This window comes from Rhodovarius crocodyli (genome assembly GCF_004005855.1).
GTDB classification, from domain to species: Bacteria; Pseudomonadota; Alphaproteobacteria; order Acetobacterales; family Acetobacteraceae; genus Rhodovarius; species Rhodovarius crocodyli.
The window spans coordinates 135,045-150,923 of sequence record NZ_SACL01000002.1 but is presented as its reverse complement, the minus strand read 5'-3'; the positions used below and the strand labels follow the sequence as shown (position 1 = coordinate 150,923).

General features: G+C 70.7%; 19 protein-coding genes and 1 pseudogene. 13 read left to right on the top strand and 7 right to left on the bottom strand.

Features of this window, described 5'->3' with window-relative positions; translation table 11 throughout:
• Genes smpB through EOD42_RS06685 form a run of 4 tightly spaced genes read left to right on the top strand, consistent with a single transcriptional unit; the run spans nt 1 to nt 3,000 of the window.
• Entirely contained in the window at nt 1-495 is a 495-nt protein-coding gene (gene smpB, locus EOD42_RS06700) for an SsrA-binding protein SmpB (RefSeq protein WP_127786738.1), read from the top strand.
• Entirely contained in the window at nt 492-1,334 is an 843-nt protein-coding gene (locus tag EOD42_RS06695; protein ID WP_127786737.1) for an alpha/beta hydrolase family protein, read from the top strand. Before smpB ends, EOD42_RS06695 begins: the two co-directional genes overlap by 4 nt.
• Entirely contained in the window at nt 1,331-2,164 is an 834-nt protein-coding gene (locus tag EOD42_RS06690; RefSeq protein WP_206020277.1) for an alpha/beta hydrolase family protein, read from the top strand. The genes EOD42_RS06695 and EOD42_RS06690 overlap by 4 nt, the downstream gene beginning before the upstream one ends.
• Entirely contained in the window at nt 2,161-3,000 is an 840-nt protein-coding gene (locus tag EOD42_RS06685) for an alpha/beta hydrolase family protein (RefSeq protein ID WP_127786736.1), read from the top strand. Before EOD42_RS06690 ends, EOD42_RS06685 begins: the two co-directional genes overlap by 4 nt.
• On the opposite strand, the gene EOD42_RS06680 is transcribed toward EOD42_RS06685, so the two are convergent.
• Nucleotides 2,984-3,964 (bottom strand): tripartite tricarboxylate transporter substrate-binding protein, encoded by a 981-nt coding sequence (locus tag EOD42_RS06680; RefSeq protein ID WP_164867814.1) that lies wholly within the window; start codon nt 3,962-3,964, stop codon nt 2,984-2,986. The two genes, EOD42_RS06685 and EOD42_RS06680, sit on opposite strands and share 17 nt — an antisense overlap.
• Before the next feature lie 95 nt (nt 3,965-4,059).
• On the opposite strand from EOD42_RS06680, the gene EOD42_RS06675 reads away from it, so the two are divergent.
• The 5 genes and pseudogenes from EOD42_RS06675 to EOD42_RS06660 all read left to right on the top strand — a co-directional run bounded on the left by EOD42_RS06675 (nt 4,060) and on the right by EOD42_RS06660 (nt 6,901).
• Entirely contained in the window at nt 4,060-4,722 is a 663-nt protein-coding gene (locus tag EOD42_RS06675) for a sulfite oxidase-like oxidoreductase (RefSeq protein ID WP_240655014.1), read from the top strand.
• A complete protein-coding gene (locus EOD42_RS06670; protein WP_127786733.1) occupies nt 4,715-5,257 on the top strand; it encodes a glutathione peroxidase in 543 nt (180 codons plus the stop codon). Before EOD42_RS06675 ends, EOD42_RS06670 begins: the two co-directional genes overlap by 8 nt.
• A 315-nt stretch (nt 5,258-5,572) precedes the next feature.
• The gene (gene map / locus EOD42_RS06665) at nt 5,573-6,382 is read left to right on the top strand and encodes a type I methionyl aminopeptidase (protein WP_127786732.1); all 810 of its coding nucleotides are present in this window, start codon (nt 5,573-5,575) and stop codon (nt 6,380-6,382) included.
• A gap of 3 nt (nt 6,383-6,385) precedes the next feature.
• Nucleotides 6,386-6,556 (top strand): annotated as a pseudogene (locus tag EOD42_RS26625) (helix-turn-helix domain-containing protein); the annotation flags it as partial.
• Entirely contained in the window at nt 6,557-6,901 is a 345-nt protein-coding gene (locus EOD42_RS06660; RefSeq protein ID WP_127786731.1) for a TetR-like C-terminal domain-containing protein, read from the top strand.
• On the opposite strand, the gene EOD42_RS06655 is transcribed toward EOD42_RS06660, so the two are convergent.
• Nucleotides 6,888-7,868, bottom strand: a complete 981-nt coding sequence (locus EOD42_RS06655) for a substrate-binding domain-containing protein (RefSeq protein WP_206020276.1) — start codon at nt 7,866-7,868, stop codon at nt 6,888-6,890. The genes EOD42_RS06660 and EOD42_RS06655 overlap by 14 nt on opposite strands.
• 74 nt (nt 7,869-7,942) lie before the next feature.
• On the opposite strand from EOD42_RS06655, the gene EOD42_RS06650 reads away from it, so the two are divergent.
• On the top strand, nt 7,943-9,178 hold the full coding sequence (locus EOD42_RS06650; RefSeq protein ID WP_127786729.1) for an MFS transporter: 1,236 nt from the start codon (nt 7,943-7,945) through the stop codon (nt 9,176-9,178).
• 66 nt (nt 9,179-9,244) lie between these two features.
• Nucleotides 9,245-10,135, top strand: coding sequence for an NAD(P)-dependent oxidoreductase (locus tag EOD42_RS06645; protein ID WP_127786728.1), 891 nt, complete (start codon nt 9,245-9,247; stop codon nt 10,133-10,135).
• Here the strand turns inward: EOD42_RS06645 and EOD42_RS06640 are convergent.
• On the bottom strand, nt 10,111-10,995 hold the full coding sequence (locus EOD42_RS06640; RefSeq protein ID WP_338069629.1) for a LysR family transcriptional regulator: 885 nt from the start codon (nt 10,993-10,995) through the stop codon (nt 10,111-10,113). The genes EOD42_RS06645 and EOD42_RS06640 overlap by 25 nt on opposite strands.
• 131 nt (nt 10,996-11,126) lie before the next feature.
• Between EOD42_RS06640 and EOD42_RS06635 the strand changes: the two genes are divergently transcribed.
• A complete protein-coding gene (locus tag EOD42_RS06635; RefSeq protein WP_127786726.1) occupies nt 11,127-12,317 on the top strand; it encodes an MFS transporter in 1,191 nt (396 codons plus the stop codon).
• A gap of 160 nt (nt 12,318-12,477) precedes the next feature.
• Here EOD42_RS06635 and EOD42_RS06630 read toward each other — a convergent pair whose 3' ends face one another.
• From EOD42_RS06630 to EOD42_RS06615, 4 genes are all read right to left on the bottom strand, one after another.
• Nucleotides 12,478-13,623, bottom strand: coding sequence for an NADH:flavin oxidoreductase/NADH oxidase (locus EOD42_RS06630; protein WP_127786725.1), 1,146 nt, complete (start codon nt 13,621-13,623; stop codon nt 12,478-12,480).
• Between the two features lie 9 nt (nt 13,624-13,632).
• Complete coding sequence (gene radC / locus EOD42_RS06625; RefSeq protein ID WP_127786724.1) at nt 13,633-14,406, bottom strand: RadC family protein; 774 nt, start codon at nt 14,404-14,406, stop codon at nt 13,633-13,635.
• Nucleotides 14,407-14,484: 78 nt separating this feature from the next.
• Nucleotides 14,485-14,868, bottom strand: coding sequence for a DUF2306 domain-containing protein (locus EOD42_RS06620; protein ID WP_127786723.1), 384 nt, complete (start codon nt 14,866-14,868; stop codon nt 14,485-14,487).
• Between the two features lie 77 nt (nt 14,869-14,945).
• The gene (locus EOD42_RS06615) at nt 14,946-15,518 is read right to left on the bottom strand and encodes a DUF1013 domain-containing protein (protein WP_127786722.1); all 573 of its coding nucleotides are present in this window, start codon (nt 15,516-15,518) and stop codon (nt 14,946-14,948) included.
• A 160-nt stretch (nt 15,519-15,678) separates the two neighbouring features.
• Here EOD42_RS06615 and EOD42_RS06610 point away from each other — a divergent pair, with 160 nt between their 5' ends.
• Nucleotides 15,679-15,867 carry a DUF1192 domain-containing protein gene (locus EOD42_RS06610; protein WP_164867813.1) on the top strand — a complete coding sequence of 63 codons (189 nt, stop codon included), beginning with the start codon at nt 15,679-15,681 and terminating at the stop codon, nt 15,865-15,867.
• Nucleotides 15,868-15,879 lie beyond the last annotated feature (12 nt).

Sequence of the window (15,879 nt, the reverse complement as noted above, 5' to 3'; positions counted from 1 at the left end):
TTGGCGAGAAAGAAGAAAGTATCCGGCCTCATCAGCCACGGCGTCGCCGCCCAGAACCGCAAGGCGCGCTTCGACTACAAGATCGGCGAGGAGTTCGAGGCCGGCATCCAGCTCGTGGGGCCGGAGGTGAAATCCCTGCGCTCCGGGCGCGCCGCCCTGGCCGATGCCTGGGCCGGCGAGCGCGACGGGGAGATGTGGCTGTTCAACTGCTACATCCCCGAATGGCAGGCCGGCAGCTTCATGGCGAAGTTCGAGCCCAGGCGCCCGCGCAAGCTGCTGCTGCACAAGAAGCAGGTGGAGAGCCTGGCCGGCGCCACGACGCGTGAAGGTGCGACGGTGGTGCCGCTCGACATCCACTTCAACGACCGTGGCCTGGCCAAGGTGCTGCTCGGCATGGCCGAGGGCAAGAAGCAGCACGACAAGCGCCAGGCGATCGCGGAGCGGGACTGGCAGCGCGACAAGGCGCGGCTGATGCGCAACAAGGGCGGCGAGTGATCCGCCGCCTCGCGCTGCTCGGCCTTCTGGTCGCGGCAATGGCGCGGGGCGGGGCGGCGCACGCGGCAACCGAGAGCGCCCTGCGCTTTCCCGTCCCCGGTGTGGCGGGGCCCGATATCGTCACCCGGCTGTGCATGCCCGATGGCGGGGCGACCACGGGGCTGGTCCTCATCAACCACGGCACCGCGGGGCCGGCCTTCCGCGCAGCGCTGGAACCCGCCGGCTGTGCCGAGGAAGCCGTCCGCTACTTCCTCGATCGCGGGCATCCCGTCGGGCTGCCCCTGCGCCGCGGCCATGGCGTGACAGGCGGCGAGTTCACCGAAAGCAGCGGCCCCTGTGCCGATCCGGACTATGCGCATGCCGGGCAGGAGGCGGCGCGGGATATCGGCGCGGCCCTGGCCGGTCTGCTGCGGCGGCCGGATGTGCCCGGGCTGCCCGCCCTGGTCATCGGCCATTCCGCCGGCGGCTGGGGCACCTTGGCGCTGGCGGCCTCCGATCCACCGGGTGTCGGTGGCTTTGTGCTGTTCTCGCCGGGGCGCGGCGGGCCTGGCGGGGTCATGGACGGCATGCCCGGCCCCCGCTGCGCGCCAGAGCGCCTGCTGGCTGCCGCCGCGCGCTTCGGTGCCACGGCGCGCGCGCCCATCCTGCTTATTCACGCCGCCAATGACCGTTTCTTCGGGCCAGGCTTCGCCCGCCGCCTGCAGGCAGCCATCGAGGCCGCGGGGGGCCATGCGCGGCTGACACTCGCGCCGGCCTCCGGCGAGGACGGGCACGGCTTCCTGTTCGCGGAGGGCGCTTCCGCCATCTGGGGCCCGATGCTGGAGGGTTTTCCGCCATGAAACGCCTGTTGCTCGCGCTGCTGCTGGCGGGCTGCGCGCCCGGCGCGGGGGCCATCGCGGATGGCGAGATGGTGCCCGTGCCCGTTACCCAGGCAGACGGCAGCACGGCCACCATCCAGGCCCGGCTCTGCCTGCCCCAGGGCGGCGCCCGCCGCCCTCTGGTGCTCATCAACCACGGCTCCCCCGCCAATGCGGCGCGGCGCCCCGCCATGACCGCGACCTCCTGCGGGGCGGAGGCGGTGCGCTTTTTCCTGGCGCGCGGCCATGCGGTGGGGATTCCGCTGCGGCGCGGCTATGGCGCGAGCGGCGGCAACTGGGCCGAGACCTATGGCCGCTGCGACAATGCCGACTATGTCCGCGCGGGGCTTGAAGGCGCGCGCGACATCCGCGCCGCCATGACGGCGCTGACGGCCCGCCCCGATGTGCCGGCCGGGCTGGTGCTGGTGGTCGGGCAGTCGGCGGGCGGCTGGGCCAGCATGGCGCTCGCCTCGCAGAACCCGCCGGGCATCGCGGGCTACGTCAACATGGCGGGCGGGCGCGGCGGGCACCTGAACAACATCGCCAACCTGAACTGCGCGGCGGACCGGCTGGTGCAGGCGGCCGGCCGCTTCGGCGCCACGTCCCGCGCGCCCATGCTCTGGGTCTATACGGCCAATGACAGCTTCTTCGCGCCGGAACTGGCCCGGCGCATGCACCAGGCCTTCACCGCCGCCGGCGGCCAGGCGCGCTTCGTCGCGGCCGCCCCCTTCGGCACGGATGGCCACAACCTGTTCTTCGGCTCGGGCGGCAGCGCCATCTGGGGCCCCTTGGTGAACGAGGCCTTCCCATGATCCGGCTGCTCGCCCTGCTGCTCCTGCTGGCCTCTCCGGCGCTGGCGGCCGAGGAGATGCTGATGCTGCCCGGGCCCGACGGCACGCGGTTGCAGACCCGCCTGTGCCGCCCGGACACGCCAGGCCCCCACCGCCTGCTGATCATGAACCACGGCGCCCAGTTCCGTGCGGAGATCCGCAGCGTGCTGGTCCCTGCCCCCTGCGATTCGGAGCCGGTCGACTGGTTCACCGACCGTGGCTACGCGGTCGCGGTGCCGCTGCGGCGCGGCCATGGCGCCAGCACCGGCGAATGGATGGAAAGCTTCGGCCCCTGCGAGGACCCGGACTTCCTGCGCGTGGGCCGCGAGACAGCCCGCGACATCCGCGCGGTGCTGGAGGAACTGCTGCACCACCCCGGCATCGAGCCCGACCATGCCGTGATCCTGGGTGAGAGCGCGGGCGGCTGGGGCAGCATCGCGCTGGCGGCCGAGCGCCCGAGCGGCGTCGCCGCCATCATCAACGTGGCGGGCGGCCGGGGCGGCTGGGCCGGCGGCCGCGCCCGGCAGAACTGCGCAGCCCCCCGGCTGATCGAGACGATGGGCCTGTTCGGCCGCACCGCCCGCGTGCCCATGCTGTGGCTCTATGCCATCAACGACAGCTATTTCGGCCCCTCGCTGGCCGGTTCGATGTTCGAGGCCTTCACCGCCGCGGGCGGCGTCGCGGAGATGACGGTGCTGCCGCAGACCGCGCCCGACGGGCATTTCATGTTCTTCCACGACAAGGGCAGCGAGACCTGGGGGCCGCGGGTCGAGCTGTTCCTGCGCAGCCTGGCGCCGCCTGTCACCGCGCTGCGCTGATCCCTCGCTCACGCATCAGGCCCCGCCATCTGGCGGCCTCGAAGCGCAGATGTTCCTGGGCGTCCTCCTCGGTCCCGCCGGCCCTGTCGAAGCCGGCACTGAACAGGCGCTCGGCGGCGAAGTCGTCGCGCAGGGCGGCGTTCGCCACGGCGTTCAGGCGCCGCGCGGCACTGTCGGGCGCCGCGGCGGGCAGCCACAGGGCGCTCCAGCTCGCGGCCTCGAAGCCGGGCAGGATGGTTTCCTGGATGGTGGGAATATCGGGGAAGCGCGGCGCGCGGCGCGGCGTGCTGACGGCCAGTGCCTTGACCTGCCCGCTTTCGATGGCGCCCGCCGCGGCACCGATATCGGCGAAACAGAAGTCGATCCGGCCGGCCTGGACCTCCACCAGCGCCGGCGCCCCGCCCAGGAAGGAGACATGGGTCATCTCGACCCCCGTCATCGATCGGTACAGCTCCATCGCCAGATGGTGAATGCTGCCGAGCCCGGCCGAAGAATAGGTATAGCGGCCCGACGGCGCCTGGAGCATCAGCTGGTGCCAACCGGCCACGTCATCGGCCGGAAAATCCGGCCGTGCCACCAGCATCGCAGGCAGCGTGACCAGGGTGATCACCGCGCGGAAATCGCGCTCCGGATCATAGGGCGGGCGGCGGACCAGCAAGGGCGAGGTGAGCGAGCCGAGCCCCGCGCAGAGGATGGAATGCCCGTCCGGCATGCGCCGGGCGGCGAAGCGGGTTCCGACGGTTCCGCCCGCACCGGGCCTGTTCTCGACGACCACGGGCTGGCCGAGCATCTCCTGCATGGCGGGCGCCATGACGCGGGCCACCAGGTCGATGCTGCCGCCGCCCGGGAACGGCACGGTGACGCGCAGCGGCCGGCGGGGCTGCCAGCCCTGGCCCAGCGCGGGCCTCGCGAGCAAAGGGGCCGCCGCGAGCAGGGCACGGCGCGCGACGGAGAGGCGGCTCACTTCCTCATACAGCCTGCGGCTGTGCGGTAGCAGCCGCCGTAACCCTTGCATCCTGTGCCCCGAATGGCATCTGCTACCTCATGAGCGAAAGTGACATGGACGAACCCCTCAATCCCGTAGCGCCCGGCCGCGAGAAACTGGTGGCCCGCAAGCAGGAATGGGCGCGTGAAGGTCGGCTGATCACCGGCACCACTGCCCCCCCCGAAGTGCGTCTGCCGCCCGGGCAGCGGCTGGTGAGTGACTTTCCCGTCCTGGACCTGGGCGTTCAACCGGATATCCGCCCGGATCGCTGGCGTTTGCGAGTCGAAGGACTGGTTAGCAACCGTCTGGCGTTGGACTGGAAGGAATTCAACGCTTTACCCGTTCACGAATGGGTGAACGACATCCACTGTGTCACGGCCTGGAGCCGGTACGACAATAGCTGGCAGGGCGTCGGCGCGCTCACGCTGCTCGATATGGCCGAGCCCCTGCCGGAAGCGAAGTTCATCGTCTTCCACAGCTATGACGGCTACACGACCAATGTCCCGCTCGAAGCCTTTGCGCGGCCGGAATGCTTCGTGGCCACGCATTGGAACCATGAACCGCTGACGCGTGTCCATGGCGGGCCGGCGCGGATCGTCATCCCGCATCTGTATCTGTGGAAAAGCGCGAAGTGGGTCACCCGCATCGAACTGCGCGCCGACGACCAGCCGGGCTTCTGGGAGGTGCGGGGCTATCACAACAACGCCGACCCCTGGCTGGAGGAACGCTATGGTTGACCGCCGTGCCCTGCTGATCGCCTGCGCCGCCGTTGCGGCGGGCCAGGCCCATGCCCAGGCGCCCGCCACCGCCTGGGACTTCACGATGCCCGCGCTGGAAGGCGGCGACCTGCCGCTCTCGGCCTGGCGCGGCCGTGCGCTGCTGGTGGTGAACACCGCCAGCTTCTGCGGCTACACCCCGCAATACGCGGCGCTGCAGCGCCTGCATGACCGGTTCGAGGGTCAGGGCCTGACGGTGCTGGGCGTGCCCTCCAACGACTTCAACCAGGAAACCGGCTCCAACGCCCAGGTGCGGGAATTCTGCGACGGCATGTTCGGCATCACCTTCCCCATGGCCGCCATCAGCCATGTGAAGGGCAACCAGGCCACCCCGCTGTTCCGCTGGCTGGCGCAGCGCGGCGGCGGTGAGCCGCGCTGGAACTTCCACAAATACCTGATCGGGCGCGACGGCGCGCAGGTGCGCGGCTTCGCGACGCGGGTGGAACCGGAAGCACCAGAAATGCTGGGGGCGGTGGAACGGGTGCTGCGGGCTTAGCGGGGGCGTTGCCCCCGGAGCCCCCAGTCAGGGGCCCTGCCCCTGACAACCCCGCCAGGAGATAATATCTCCTGGACCTGATATGAGTTTGGCGCCGCTGCTTGGCAGGCAGGACGCCAGAATAATGATAAAAATCAATCGGAAGCACGCCTCCAGGCGGTAGCGCCGAACTCCCCGGGGTCCAGGGCCGCCACGGTCCTGGCGGGGTCCAGGGGCAGCGCCCCTGGTCGGGCACGGGGCACAGCCCCGGCAACACCCCCGCCATGCACATCGTCCCGCTTGCACCCGCGCCTTGCCCGACGCATTTTTGTGCGCATGGACAGAAGCGCCGGCGAAGCACGCCGCATCCCCCTTCACGCGCCCGAGGATTTCGAGGGCATGCGCCGCGCCGGGCAGATCGCCGCGGAATGCCTCGACATGATTGGGCCGCATGTGCGCCCCGGCGTCACCACCGGCAAGCTGGATGACATCATCCTGGATTTCATCCTGGCCAAGGGCGCGACCTCGGCCACCATCGGCTATCGCGGCTATACCAAGGCCAGCTGCATCAGCATCAACCACGTCGTCTGCCACGGCATCCCGGGCGACCGCGTGGTGCTGGACGGCGACATCCTGAACATCGACGTCACCGTCATCCTGGACGGCTGGTTCGGCGACACCAGCCGCATGTACACGGCCGGCACCGTCAGCACCAAGGCGCAGCGGCTGATGGACGTGACCTATGAATGCCTGATGCGCGGCATCGCCGCCGTGAAGCCGGGTGCCACGCTGGGCGATGTGGGCCACGCGATCCAGAGCTACGCCGAGGGCCACCGTTTCTCGGTGGTGCGGGACTTCTGCGGCCACGGCATCGGCCGCACCTTCCACGCCGCCCCCAACGTGCTGCATTTCGGCCGCCCGGGTGAGGGCGTGGTGCTGAAGCCCGGCATGTTCTTCACGATCGAGCCCATGATCAATGCCGGCAAGCCAGACGTGAAGGTGCTGGACGATGGCTGGACCGCGGTCACGCGCGACCGCAGCCTGTCGGCCCAGTTCGAGCACATGATCGGCGTGACGGAGAAGGGCTGCGAGATCTTCACCCTCTCGCCCGGCGGGCACCACAAGCCGCCCTATACCTGGCGCTGAACCATCGCCCGCGACGCCTATCATCACGGCGACCTGCGCCGGGCCCTGCTGGATGCCGCCAAGCGGCTGACCGCCGAACAGGGCCCGGGCGCCTTCAGCCTGCTGGATGCGGCCCGCGCCTGCGGGGTCTCCGCCTCCGCCCCCTACAAGCATTTCGAGAGCAAGGCCGCGCTGATGACGGCGCTGGCCGCCGAGGGCTATCGCGCCCTGGGTGAGACGCTCACCGCGGCACGGGACTTCATGGCGATGGGCCGGGCCTATCTGGCCTTCGCCCGTGCCGAACCCGGCTGGTATGCCGCCATGTTCCAGCCCGGCAGCCTGAAGGATGCGGCGCCCGAGGGCCAGGGCGGCTATGCCCGGCTGATGGCCCATATGCCCGAGGGCCGGCAACGCAGCCTGGCGGTCGCGGTGTGGGGGCTCTCCCACGGCCTCGCCAGCCTGGAGCGCGCGGGCGCGCTGACCGCCGAGCAGGCGGAGGCCGTGCTGCTGGAGACGGTGCCCGGCCTTACGAAAGGCTGACCGGCGGGCGGCAGGACTGCCTCACCACCAGCCGGGTCGGCAGCTTCAGGCTGCGGCCGCTGTCGGGGGCGGTGCCGCGCATGCGCTCCAGCAGCATGGCGGCGGCATGGCGGCCCATCTCCGCCAGGTCCCAGGCGATGGCGGTCACGCCGGGCTCCATCAGCTCCGCCAGCTCCGAATCGCTGCCCGCGATCACCGAGACATCCTGCCCCAGCCGTGCCCCCACCGCCTTCAGCGCGCGCAGGCAGCCGCCCAGCATGTCCATCGCACCGATGATGAGGGCGGTGGGCGGTTCCGGCAGGCTCATCAGCGAGGTCGTCTCGCGGAAGGCGTCCTCGGCCGTCAGCACGCGTTCGCGCAACAGCCGTGCCTCGGGCGCCACGCTGCCCTCGAACCCCGCGACCCTGCTGCGGGACGGAAAGGCCCGCGTATCGCCCACCAGCATCGCGATGCGCCGGTGCCCCATGTCCAGCAGGTGGCGGGCCGCCGCCTGCACCCCCGCGCCGTGGTCGGCGAAGACGCGGTCGGCACGGCCGGGCAGGTCGCGGTCGATCAGCAGCACGGGCATGGGGGCGTCACGCAGGGCGGTGGCGACCGCGGGGTTCGACTCGTCGCTGATGGTGGTCATCACGCCATCCACGCGCCGGGCCGCGAAGGCGCGCAGCAGCCCCACCTCCACCTCCGCGCTGTTGGAGGTGCTGGCCAGGATCAGCGTGTAGCCGGCCTCCCGCAGCACGCGCTCGGCTTCCTTGATGAAGGTGGCGAAGCGCGGGATGTCGAAATCGCGGATGGCGCAGGCCACCAGATGGGTGGTGCCGCCGCGCATGCTCTGGGCGATGCTGTCGCGCTCATATCCCAGCGCGTCGATGGCCGCGCGCACGCGCTCCCTCACCGGGGCGGTGACGGTCGGGTGCTCGTTGAGCACGCGGGAGACGGTGCCGACGGAAACCGCCGCCGCGCGCGCCACATCCCTGATCTTGGCCTTGTTAGGCAGGACTTCCCCCGTTGACCTTGGTATCGTGAACCGTTTCATATCACGCCATGCCCAGCCCTGAAAGCGACGCTGTTACAATTCCCTCCGGTGGTTCCGCGCGGCGCGTCGCGCTGCTCGGGGCCATCGCCTTCGTCAGCGCCATGGGGGCCACGATCGTGTTCTCCATCGGGGCCTTCGCCGCGCGCGGCCTCGGGGTTCCGCTGGAATGGGCGGCGCTGACCAGCAGCGTGTTCAGCGCCTCGGCGGGGGTGGGCGGGCTGATCGGGGCGCTGTTCCTGGCGCGGGTCAGCCGGCGGGTATCGCTGGTGGGTTCGCTCATCGGGCTCGGGCTGTTCACCATCCTGTGCGGGCTGGCGCCGAACTTCTCCCTGCTGCTGGCGGCGCGCGTGTTGTCGGGGCTGTGCGCCGGGCCGCTGATGGCGGCCGTGCTGACCATCATCGTGGATGCGGTGCCCGAGGAGCGGCGCAACCGCGCCGTCAGCGCCGTGACCGGCAGCTATGGGCTGGCGCTGGTGCTGGGCATGCCGCTGGCGCTGCTGCTCAGCGCCAATCTGGGCGGCTGGCGCGCGCCCTTCCTGGCGCTGGGGCTGGGCTGCCTGGCGCTGGCGCCGCCGGCCTGGCGCATGCTGGCGCCGGCGCCGGGGGCACAGGCCGCGGCCCTGCCGCGCGTGACGGCGGCCGGGCTGCTGCGCCTGCTGGCGCGGCGGGAAAGCCTGACGGGCCTCGCCCTCATCTCCGGCGCCTCCTTCGCCACCTTGCTGATCTCGCCCAACCTCAGCGCCTATGCGTTGCACAATGCGGGCGTCGGCGAGACGGGGCTGCGGCTGGTGTTCCTGATCGGCGGCACGCTGGCGCTGGTCACGACCCGGCTGACGGGCTGGGCGATGGACCGCATCGGCCCCCTGCCCGCCTCGGTTGCGATGGCACTGGCGTTGAGCATCGTGGTCGGCAGCGCCTTCCTGGCCCCGCTGCCGGCCGTGCTGGCGGTGCCGGTGCTGGGCATGGTGCTGTCCGTCCAGCTGGCGCGCAGCACGGTGGCCCAGGCCAGCGCCACCCGGGTGGCCAGCCCCGCCGAGCGCATCACCTTCCAGTGCCTGGTCGCCGCGGTCACCAGCCTGGCGCAATCCGCCGGCGCCGGCTTCTCTGCCCTGGTGCTGCAGGAACAGGCGGGCGGCGCGTTGTGGGGCATGGAGTGGCTGGCGCTGCTGAGCATCGCGGTCGCCTGGACCGCCCCCTTGCTGGTGATGGCGCTGGGCCGGCTGCTGCCGCTGCGCCCGGCCTGAAATTCCCTTTGCACGGAACGATGAACCGTTTCATCATTCCCTGCACCGCAGCGAGGAAACGCCGCCATGACCATCCCGGTGATCGGCTTCGTGGGTTTCGGGGAAGCCGCCCAGTGCTTCGCCGCGCATCTGGCGGCCCAGGGCGCCCCGCCGATGCCGGTGTTCTGCGACGGCCCCACCAACCATCCCCCCTACTCCGCAGGCTTCCGCGCCAAGGCTGCTTCCCTGGGTGCCGAGCCCGTGGACAGCCTGGCCGCGCTGATGGAGCGCGCGGAGGTCGTGTTCTCGGCCGTGGTGGTCGCCACAGCAGCCCCGGTGGGCCGGGCGATCGGGGCGCTCGCCCGGCCCGGCATGCTGGTGGTGGATGTGAATGCCAGCACGCCGCACGCGAAGAAGCAGGCGGCCGAGGCCTGCCGCGACGCCGCCTTCGTCGATGCCAACCTGATGGGCGCGGTCGGCCTCTATGGCGCGAAGGTGCCGCTCTATTGCTCGGGCGGCGGCACGGCGCGGTTCCGGCAGCTGTTCGCCCCGCTGGGCTTCAGCATCGAGGATGCGGGCCCCGAGCCCGGCACGGCAGCCGCCGTGAAGATGCTGCGCAGCGTCGTGACCAAGGGCATCGAGGCGCTGGTGATGGAAGCCATGACCGCCGCCACCCTGGCCGGCGTGCGACCCGAGGCGCTGCGCGGCATCTGCGGCCCGATGGACGCCACCAGCTTCAGCAGCTTCCTGGACATGTGCGTGCGCACCGACGTGCTGCACGCCGAACGCCGCGCGGTGGAGATGGAAGGCGTGGCCGATGGCCTGCGGGAAATGGGCGTGCCGCCGCTGATGACGGATGCCACGGTGGCGCGGCTGCGCGCCTCGGCGGCGCTGGGGCTGCGGGCGGATTTCGCGGCCCGCCCCGCCTATGACGCCGCGGCCGTGCTGGATGCCTATGCGGCCGTGATGCGGGGCTGACCCACCCGTTCCGCCAGGAAGTCGATGAAGGCGCGCACCCGCGCGGCCATGTGCTCATGCCCCACGAACAGGGCATGGATGATCTCGATGTCGCCGGCGTTGTAGTCCTCCAGCACCGGCACCAGCCGCCCCTCCTCGATCCAGGGCTGGGCGTGGAACCGGCCCACGCGCGCCAGCCCCACCCCGTCCAGGCACAGGCGCAGCAGCATGTCGCCGGTATTGCCGTACAGGTTGCCGGGCACGGCCCGCGTCACCTGGCGGCCGTCGATGCGGAAGGGCCAGTCATCCACCAGGCGGCGGAAGTTGAAGCGCAGGCAGTTGTGGTGGTCCAGATCCTCCGGGCGCTGCGGCGTGCCGTGGCGCGCCAGATAGGCGGGCGAGGCCACGATCACGCGCGGGCTTTCCATCAGCTTGCGCGCCATCAGCGTTGAATCGCGCAGCGGCCCGGCGCGCAGCGCGATGTCCGTGCGCTCCTCCAGCAGGTCGATCACCGTGTCGGTCAGGGACAGATCCAGCTCGACATGCGGATACAGGCGCAGGAACTCAGGCACCACCGGCAGCACGCAGCGCACCCCGAACCCCACCGAGGCATTGACCCTGAGCCGCCCGCGCGGCTGGGCATCGCCCGTGACCAGCCGCTCCGCCTCCTCGATCTCGGCCAGGATGCGGCGGGCGCGGGTCAGAAAGGCCTCCCCCTCCACCGTCAGCTGCAGCGCGCGAGTGGAGCGCGTCAGCAGCCGCACCCCCAGCCGGTCCTCCAGGCGCGTCACCAGCTTGCTGACGGCCGAGGGCGACATGCGCAGCCGCCTGCCGGCCGCCGAGAAGCTGGCGAGCTCCGCCGCCGTGGCGAAGACCTGCATTTCCCCTGCCCGGTTGTCCATGGCGCCCCTGTGAATTCAGTTCACAGCCATTCGTCCATTATCGCGCATACCGACGCAAGCGAGGCGGACGCATCTTGCACCGCAACACATCCCCTTGCGGACATCGAACCATGCCCCTTGCCCTGTTTGCGCTGACCATCGCGGCCTATGCGATCGGCACCACGGAATTCGTCATCGTCGGCCTGCTGCCCACCGTGGCGCAGGATCTCGGCATCACCCTGCCGCTCGCCGGCCTCATCGTCAGCGTCTATGCGCTGGGTGTGACGTTCGGCGCGCCGGTCATCACCGCGCTGACCGGGCGGCTGCCGCGCAAGGCGCTGCTGCTGGGGCTGATGCTGCTGTTCGTCGCGGGCAATACGGCCGCCGCCCTTAGCCCCGACTACGCCACCCTGCTGGTGGCGCGCGTCGTCTCGGCCTTCGCGCATGGCGTGTTCTTCTCGGTGGGGGCGACCATCGCGGCGGATCTGGTGCCGGAGGACCGGCGTGCCTCGGCCATCGCGCTGATGTTCATGGGGCTGACGGTGGCCATCGTGACCGGCGTGCCGCTCGGCACCTTCATCGGCCAGTCGCTGGGCTGGCGGGCTACCTTCTGGGCCGTGGCGGGGCTGGGCGTGGTGGCGCTGCTGGGCATCGCCGCCCTGCTGCCCCGCCGGCTGTCGCGCGCGGCCCCGGCCGGGCTGCCGGACCAGCTGCGCGTGCTGGGCAGCGGCCGCCTGCTGCTGGCCTTCGGCATGACGGCGCTGGGCTATGGCGGCACCTTCGTCACCTTCACCTTCCTGGCCGCGATGCTGGAGCGCGTGACGGGGTTCTCGTCCGGTGCGGTCAGCCTGATCCTGGTGCTCTACGGGCTGGCCATCGCGGCCGGGAACCTGGCGGGCGGCAGGCTGGCGGACCGTGACCCGGTGCGGGCGCTGGGCTGGCTGTTCGCGGCCCAGGCGGCGGTGCTGGTGCTGTTCTCGGTCACCGCCGTCTCACCGCTCTGGGCGCTGGCCACGCTGGCGGCGCTGGGCTTCCTGTCCTTCGCCAATGTGCCGGGGCTGCAGCTTTATGTGGTGCAACTGGCGCAGCGCTTCCGGCCGGGGGCGGTGGATGTGGCCTCCGCGCTCAACATCGCGGCCTTCAACCTGGGCATCGCGCTGGGCGCCTGGATCGGCGGGATGGTGGTGGACAGCCCGCTGGGGCTGATCGCGACGCCCTGGATCGGCGGGCTGATGGTGGCGGGCGCGCTGGTGCTGACGCTGGTCAGCGCCGCGCTGGACCGCCGCCCCTCACCCGGCCTCGGCCTTCAGAGAAACGCATAGGCCAGGACGAGAACCAGGCAGGCCAGCACAATGAAGAGACAGCCGGATGGCTTGGAAATGAGGTGATCCATGCCGCTGCCTGTAAGGCAGCCCGGTTAATAGAACCAATCGACGGTTCTGATCGACCCGATAGGCAATTGCCTATCGGGTCTATCGCTCCTCAGGCCATCGGCGCCGCGCGTTCATACTGCGGCACCCAGGGGGCCTGGGCGCGCAGGGCAACCGCGGCCTTCAGCGGCCAGTGCGGGTCCGCCATCAGCTTGCGCCCCATGATGATCAGGTCCGCCCGGCCATTGGCCAGGATCTCCTCGGCCAGGTCGGGCGTGTTGATCATGCCGACGGCGCCGGTGGCGATGCCCGCCTCGCGCCGGATGCGCTCGGCATAGGAGACCTGGTAGCCGGGAAAGGCCCGGATGCTCTGGCGGGGGTCGGCGCCGCCGGTGCTGGCGTCGATCAGGTCCACCTCGCCGGTCGCGGCCAGCATGCGGCACAGCTCGACCGACTCATCGCCCGTCAGCCCGCCATCCACCCAATCCGTGCAGGACAGCCGCACGAACAGCGGCAGTTCCTTCGGCCATTCGGTGCGGACGGCGCGCACCACCTCCAGCAGGAAGCGGGCACGGTTCTCCAGGCTGCCGCCGTATTCGTCCTGGCGGTCATTCACCAGCGGCGACAGGAACTGGTGCAGCAGATAGCCGTGGGCGCCGTGCAGCTCCGCGATCTGGAAGCCGGCCTGGCGGGCCAGCTTGGCGCTGTGCACGAATTCGCCCGTCACGCGCGCGATATCGGCCTTCGTCATGGCGCGCGGCGTGGGATAGGCCTGGGTGAAAGGCTGGGCGGAGGGGGCGATGGTCTGCCAGCCGCCCTGGTCGGGGGTCAGCGGCCCGCCACCCTCCCAGGGGCGGCCGACGGAGGCCTTGCGCCCGGCATGGCCGATCTGGATCGCGGGCGTGGCGCCCTGCGCCACCACGAAATCCACGATCCTGGCCAGCGCGTCGCGCTGGGTCTCGTTCCACAGGCCCAGGCAATGGGGGGTGATGCGCCCCTCGGCGGAGACATGGGTGGCCTCGGTGCAGATGATGCCGGCGCCGCCGATGGCGCGCGCGCCCAGATGCACCATGTGCCAGTCATTGGCCACGCCGTCCGTCGCCGAATACTCGCACAGCGGCGCCAGCATGATGCGGTTGCGCGCGGTCACGCCGCGCAGCGTGATGGGGCGGAACAGGAAGGGATCGGTGGAGGGGCGCTGGACGCGACGGGCGTCCTCGCCAAGGGGGGCGGGGGAGTTCGGGTTGGCTGCGTTCATGCGGCCACGTTACAGCAGCCCTTCCCGCCGGAAAGAGAGGGTGACGCCCTTCCCCACGATCACATGGTCATGCAGCACGATGCCCAGCGCCTCGGCGGCGTGGCGCACTTCCTCGGTCATCTCGATGTCCGCGCGGCTGGGCGTCGGGTCGCCCGAGGGATGGTTGTGCACCAGGATCAGCGCGGTGGCGTTCAGCTCCAGCGCGCGCTTCACCACCTCGCGCGGGTAGACGGGCGTGTGGTTCACCGTGCCGCGCGCCTGCGCCTCATCGGCGATCAGGCGGTTCTTGCTGTCCAGGAACAGCACGCGGAACTGCTCGATGGGTTCGCGCGCCAGCACGGCGGTCAGGTGGTCCATCAGGCGCTGCCAGTTGTTCAGCACCTGCATCTGCTTCACCTCGGCGGTGGAGAGCCGCAGCGCGGCACCCTGCACCAGCTTCAGCGCGGCGATGGCGGCGTCGCCCATGCCCTCCACCTCGCGCAGGCTCTCGGGCGGGGCGGCGATCACGGCCGGGTAGTCACCGAAACGCGCCAGCAGGGCGCGGGCGATGGGCTTGGTGTCCCGGCGCGGCAGGGCCAGGAACAGCACCATCTCCAGCATCTCATGGTCCAGCAGGGCGGTGGGGCCTGCCGTCAGCAGGCGCTGGCGCATGCGGGCGCGGTGGCCGTCATGCCCCGGCGGGGGCGCCGGCGCCAGGGTGGGTGCATGGGCGGGAACGGTGGTCGAGGCGAAGGGCGCCTCCAGCAGCATCTGCCCTGAGGCATCCTCGAAACCGCGGGCCATTCTGGCGGGGCGGGGCATGAACACTCCTGGCGATCACCGAAGCGTCATCACAACCTATGGACGAAAAACAGGCAAGCATTACCCGCCGAATACCAGCTGATGCATGATCCGCCCGGGCAGCAGGGTGAAGGCGCCCGCGATCACCAGCGCGCCGACGAACAGACCGACCATGGCGTTGCGATGTGCCCGAACCCGGCCGCGCCGCATGTGCAGCACCGCCACCGGCAATTGCACCAGCACGAAGATGGCCAGCAGGTGGATCCAGGAAAACCCGCCATGGGTGCGGATGCCGAAGGCACTCAGCGCGACCACCGCCATCAGCCCCACCCACAGCCAGCCCCGCACCCGGTGCGAGAGGCCGTATTTCGGCCGGCTGAGCTGCCAGGCGCCGAGGCCGAGAGCCGCCAGCGCGGCGAAGGCGTGGATCTGGACGAGGGGCGAGGCGGAGAGGAGGGGCTGCATGTATGTATATGTGATTTACATTTACATGCAGGTCAAGAAAAATCCGGCGCCCTCTCCAGGCGCCGGATCCGGAAGGCTCAGGCCTCGTCCTCGCCATCCGGCACGGGGGCCGGCGGGGGGATGGCGCCGGGCTTCTCGCCGGCCTCCATCAGGGCGTTGTTCAGCTGCGTCTGGGTGCACAGGCCCAGGATCACGGGATCACGCGCCTTGATGTTCGCGCTGTTCCAGTGGCTCTTGTCGCGCACCTTCTGGATGGTGTCCTTGGTGGTGCCCAGCAGCTTGCCCAGCTGCGCATCGGACAGCTGCGGATAGTGGCGCAGCAGCCAGGCGATGCCGTCCGGGCGGTCATTGCGCTTGGAGACCGGGGTATAGCGCGCGCCCTTGCCCTTGGGCTTCGGCAGCTCGATCGAGGGGCGGGACATCGCGAGGCGGCGGTTGGAGTCCTTCTCGCAGCGCTCGATTTCCTCACGCGTCAGCTGGCCGGACGCCACGGGGTCGAAACCCACGATGCCCTGCGCCACCTCGCCATCCGCGATGGCCTGGACTTCCAACGGGTGCATGCCGACGAAATCCGCCACCTGCTCGAAGGTCAGCGAGGTCTTCTCGATCAGCCACACCGCTGTGGCCTTCGGCATCAGAACTTGCACCATGGGAACCGATCCATCCTGTGCGCGCCTGACGCCGCGCAGGGGATCTGCGGCCCGTGCCGGCACGCGGTAACACGGGGGGAGGCGAGGATGTCGCCACCGCTGGGCAACGCTATACTCACGGAAGCGCCCGCGGTCAAAGCCGGGCATGCAGGAGACAGGCATGATGGAAGAGGAAGCGCCCCGCAAAACCGACGCGGCCCTGGCACCGAAGAACTACGACGGCTGGTCGGTGGGCGATTTCGAGGCGCATCTGCGGGCGCTGAAGGCCGAGATCGCCCGCGCCGAGGCCGCCATGGCCGGGCGGAAATCCTCGATGGCGGCGGCGGACGCGCTGTTCAGGAAGCCCTGACGCACGCACAAA

Bases quoted from the DNA above. Each gene is read 5' to 3' on its own strand.
- EOD42_RS06690 (WP_206020277.1), top strand. From the start codon at position 1,331: ATGAAACGCCTGTTGCTCGCGCTGCTGCTGGCGGGCTGCGCGCCCGGC.
- EOD42_RS06685 (WP_127786736.1), top strand. From the start codon at position 2,161: ATGATCCGGCTGCTCGCCCTGCTGCTCCTGCTGGCCTCTCCGGCGCTG.
- EOD42_RS06675 (WP_240655014.1), top strand. From the start codon at position 4,060: ATGGACGAACCCCTCAATCCCGTAGCGCCCGGCCGCGAGAAACTGGTG.
- EOD42_RS06670 (WP_127786733.1), top strand. From the start codon at position 4,715: ATGGTTGACCGCCGTGCCCTGCTGATCGCCTGCGCCGCCGTTGCGGCG.
- map (WP_127786732.1), top strand. From the start codon at position 5,573: ATGGACAGAAGCGCCGGCGAAGCACGCCGCATCCCCCTTCACGCGCCC.
- EOD42_RS06660 (WP_127786731.1), top strand. From the start codon at position 6,557: ATGACGGCGCTGGCCGCCGAGGGCTATCGCGCCCTGGGTGAGACGCTC.
- EOD42_RS06650 (WP_127786729.1), top strand. From the start codon at position 7,943: ATGCCCAGCCCTGAAAGCGACGCTGTTACAATTCCCTCCGGTGGTTCC.
- EOD42_RS06645 (WP_127786728.1), top strand. From the start codon at position 9,245: ATGACCATCCCGGTGATCGGCTTCGTGGGTTTCGGGGAAGCCGCCCAG.
- EOD42_RS06640 (WP_338069629.1), bottom strand. From the start codon at position 10,995: ATGCAGGTCTTCGCCACGGCGGCGGAGCTCGCCAGCTTCTCGGCGGCC.
- EOD42_RS06635 (WP_127786726.1), top strand. From the start codon at position 11,127: ATGCCCCTTGCCCTGTTTGCGCTGACCATCGCGGCCTATGCGATCGGC.
- EOD42_RS06630 (WP_127786725.1), bottom strand. From the start codon at position 13,623: ATGAACGCAGCCAACCCGAACTCCCCCGCCCCCCTTGGCGAGGACGCC.
- radC (WP_127786724.1), bottom strand. From the start codon at position 14,406: ATGGCCCGCGGTTTCGAGGATGCCTCAGGGCAGATGCTGCTGGAGGCG.
- EOD42_RS06620 (WP_127786723.1), bottom strand. From the start codon at position 14,868: ATGCAGCCCCTCCTCTCCGCCTCGCCCCTCGTCCAGATCCACGCCTTC.
- EOD42_RS06615 (WP_127786722.1), bottom strand. From the start codon at position 15,518: ATGGTGCAAGTTCTGATGCCGAAGGCCACAGCGGTGTGGCTGATCGAG.
- EOD42_RS06610 (WP_164867813.1), top strand. From the start codon at position 15,679: ATGATGGAAGAGGAAGCGCCCCGCAAAACCGACGCGGCCCTGGCACCG.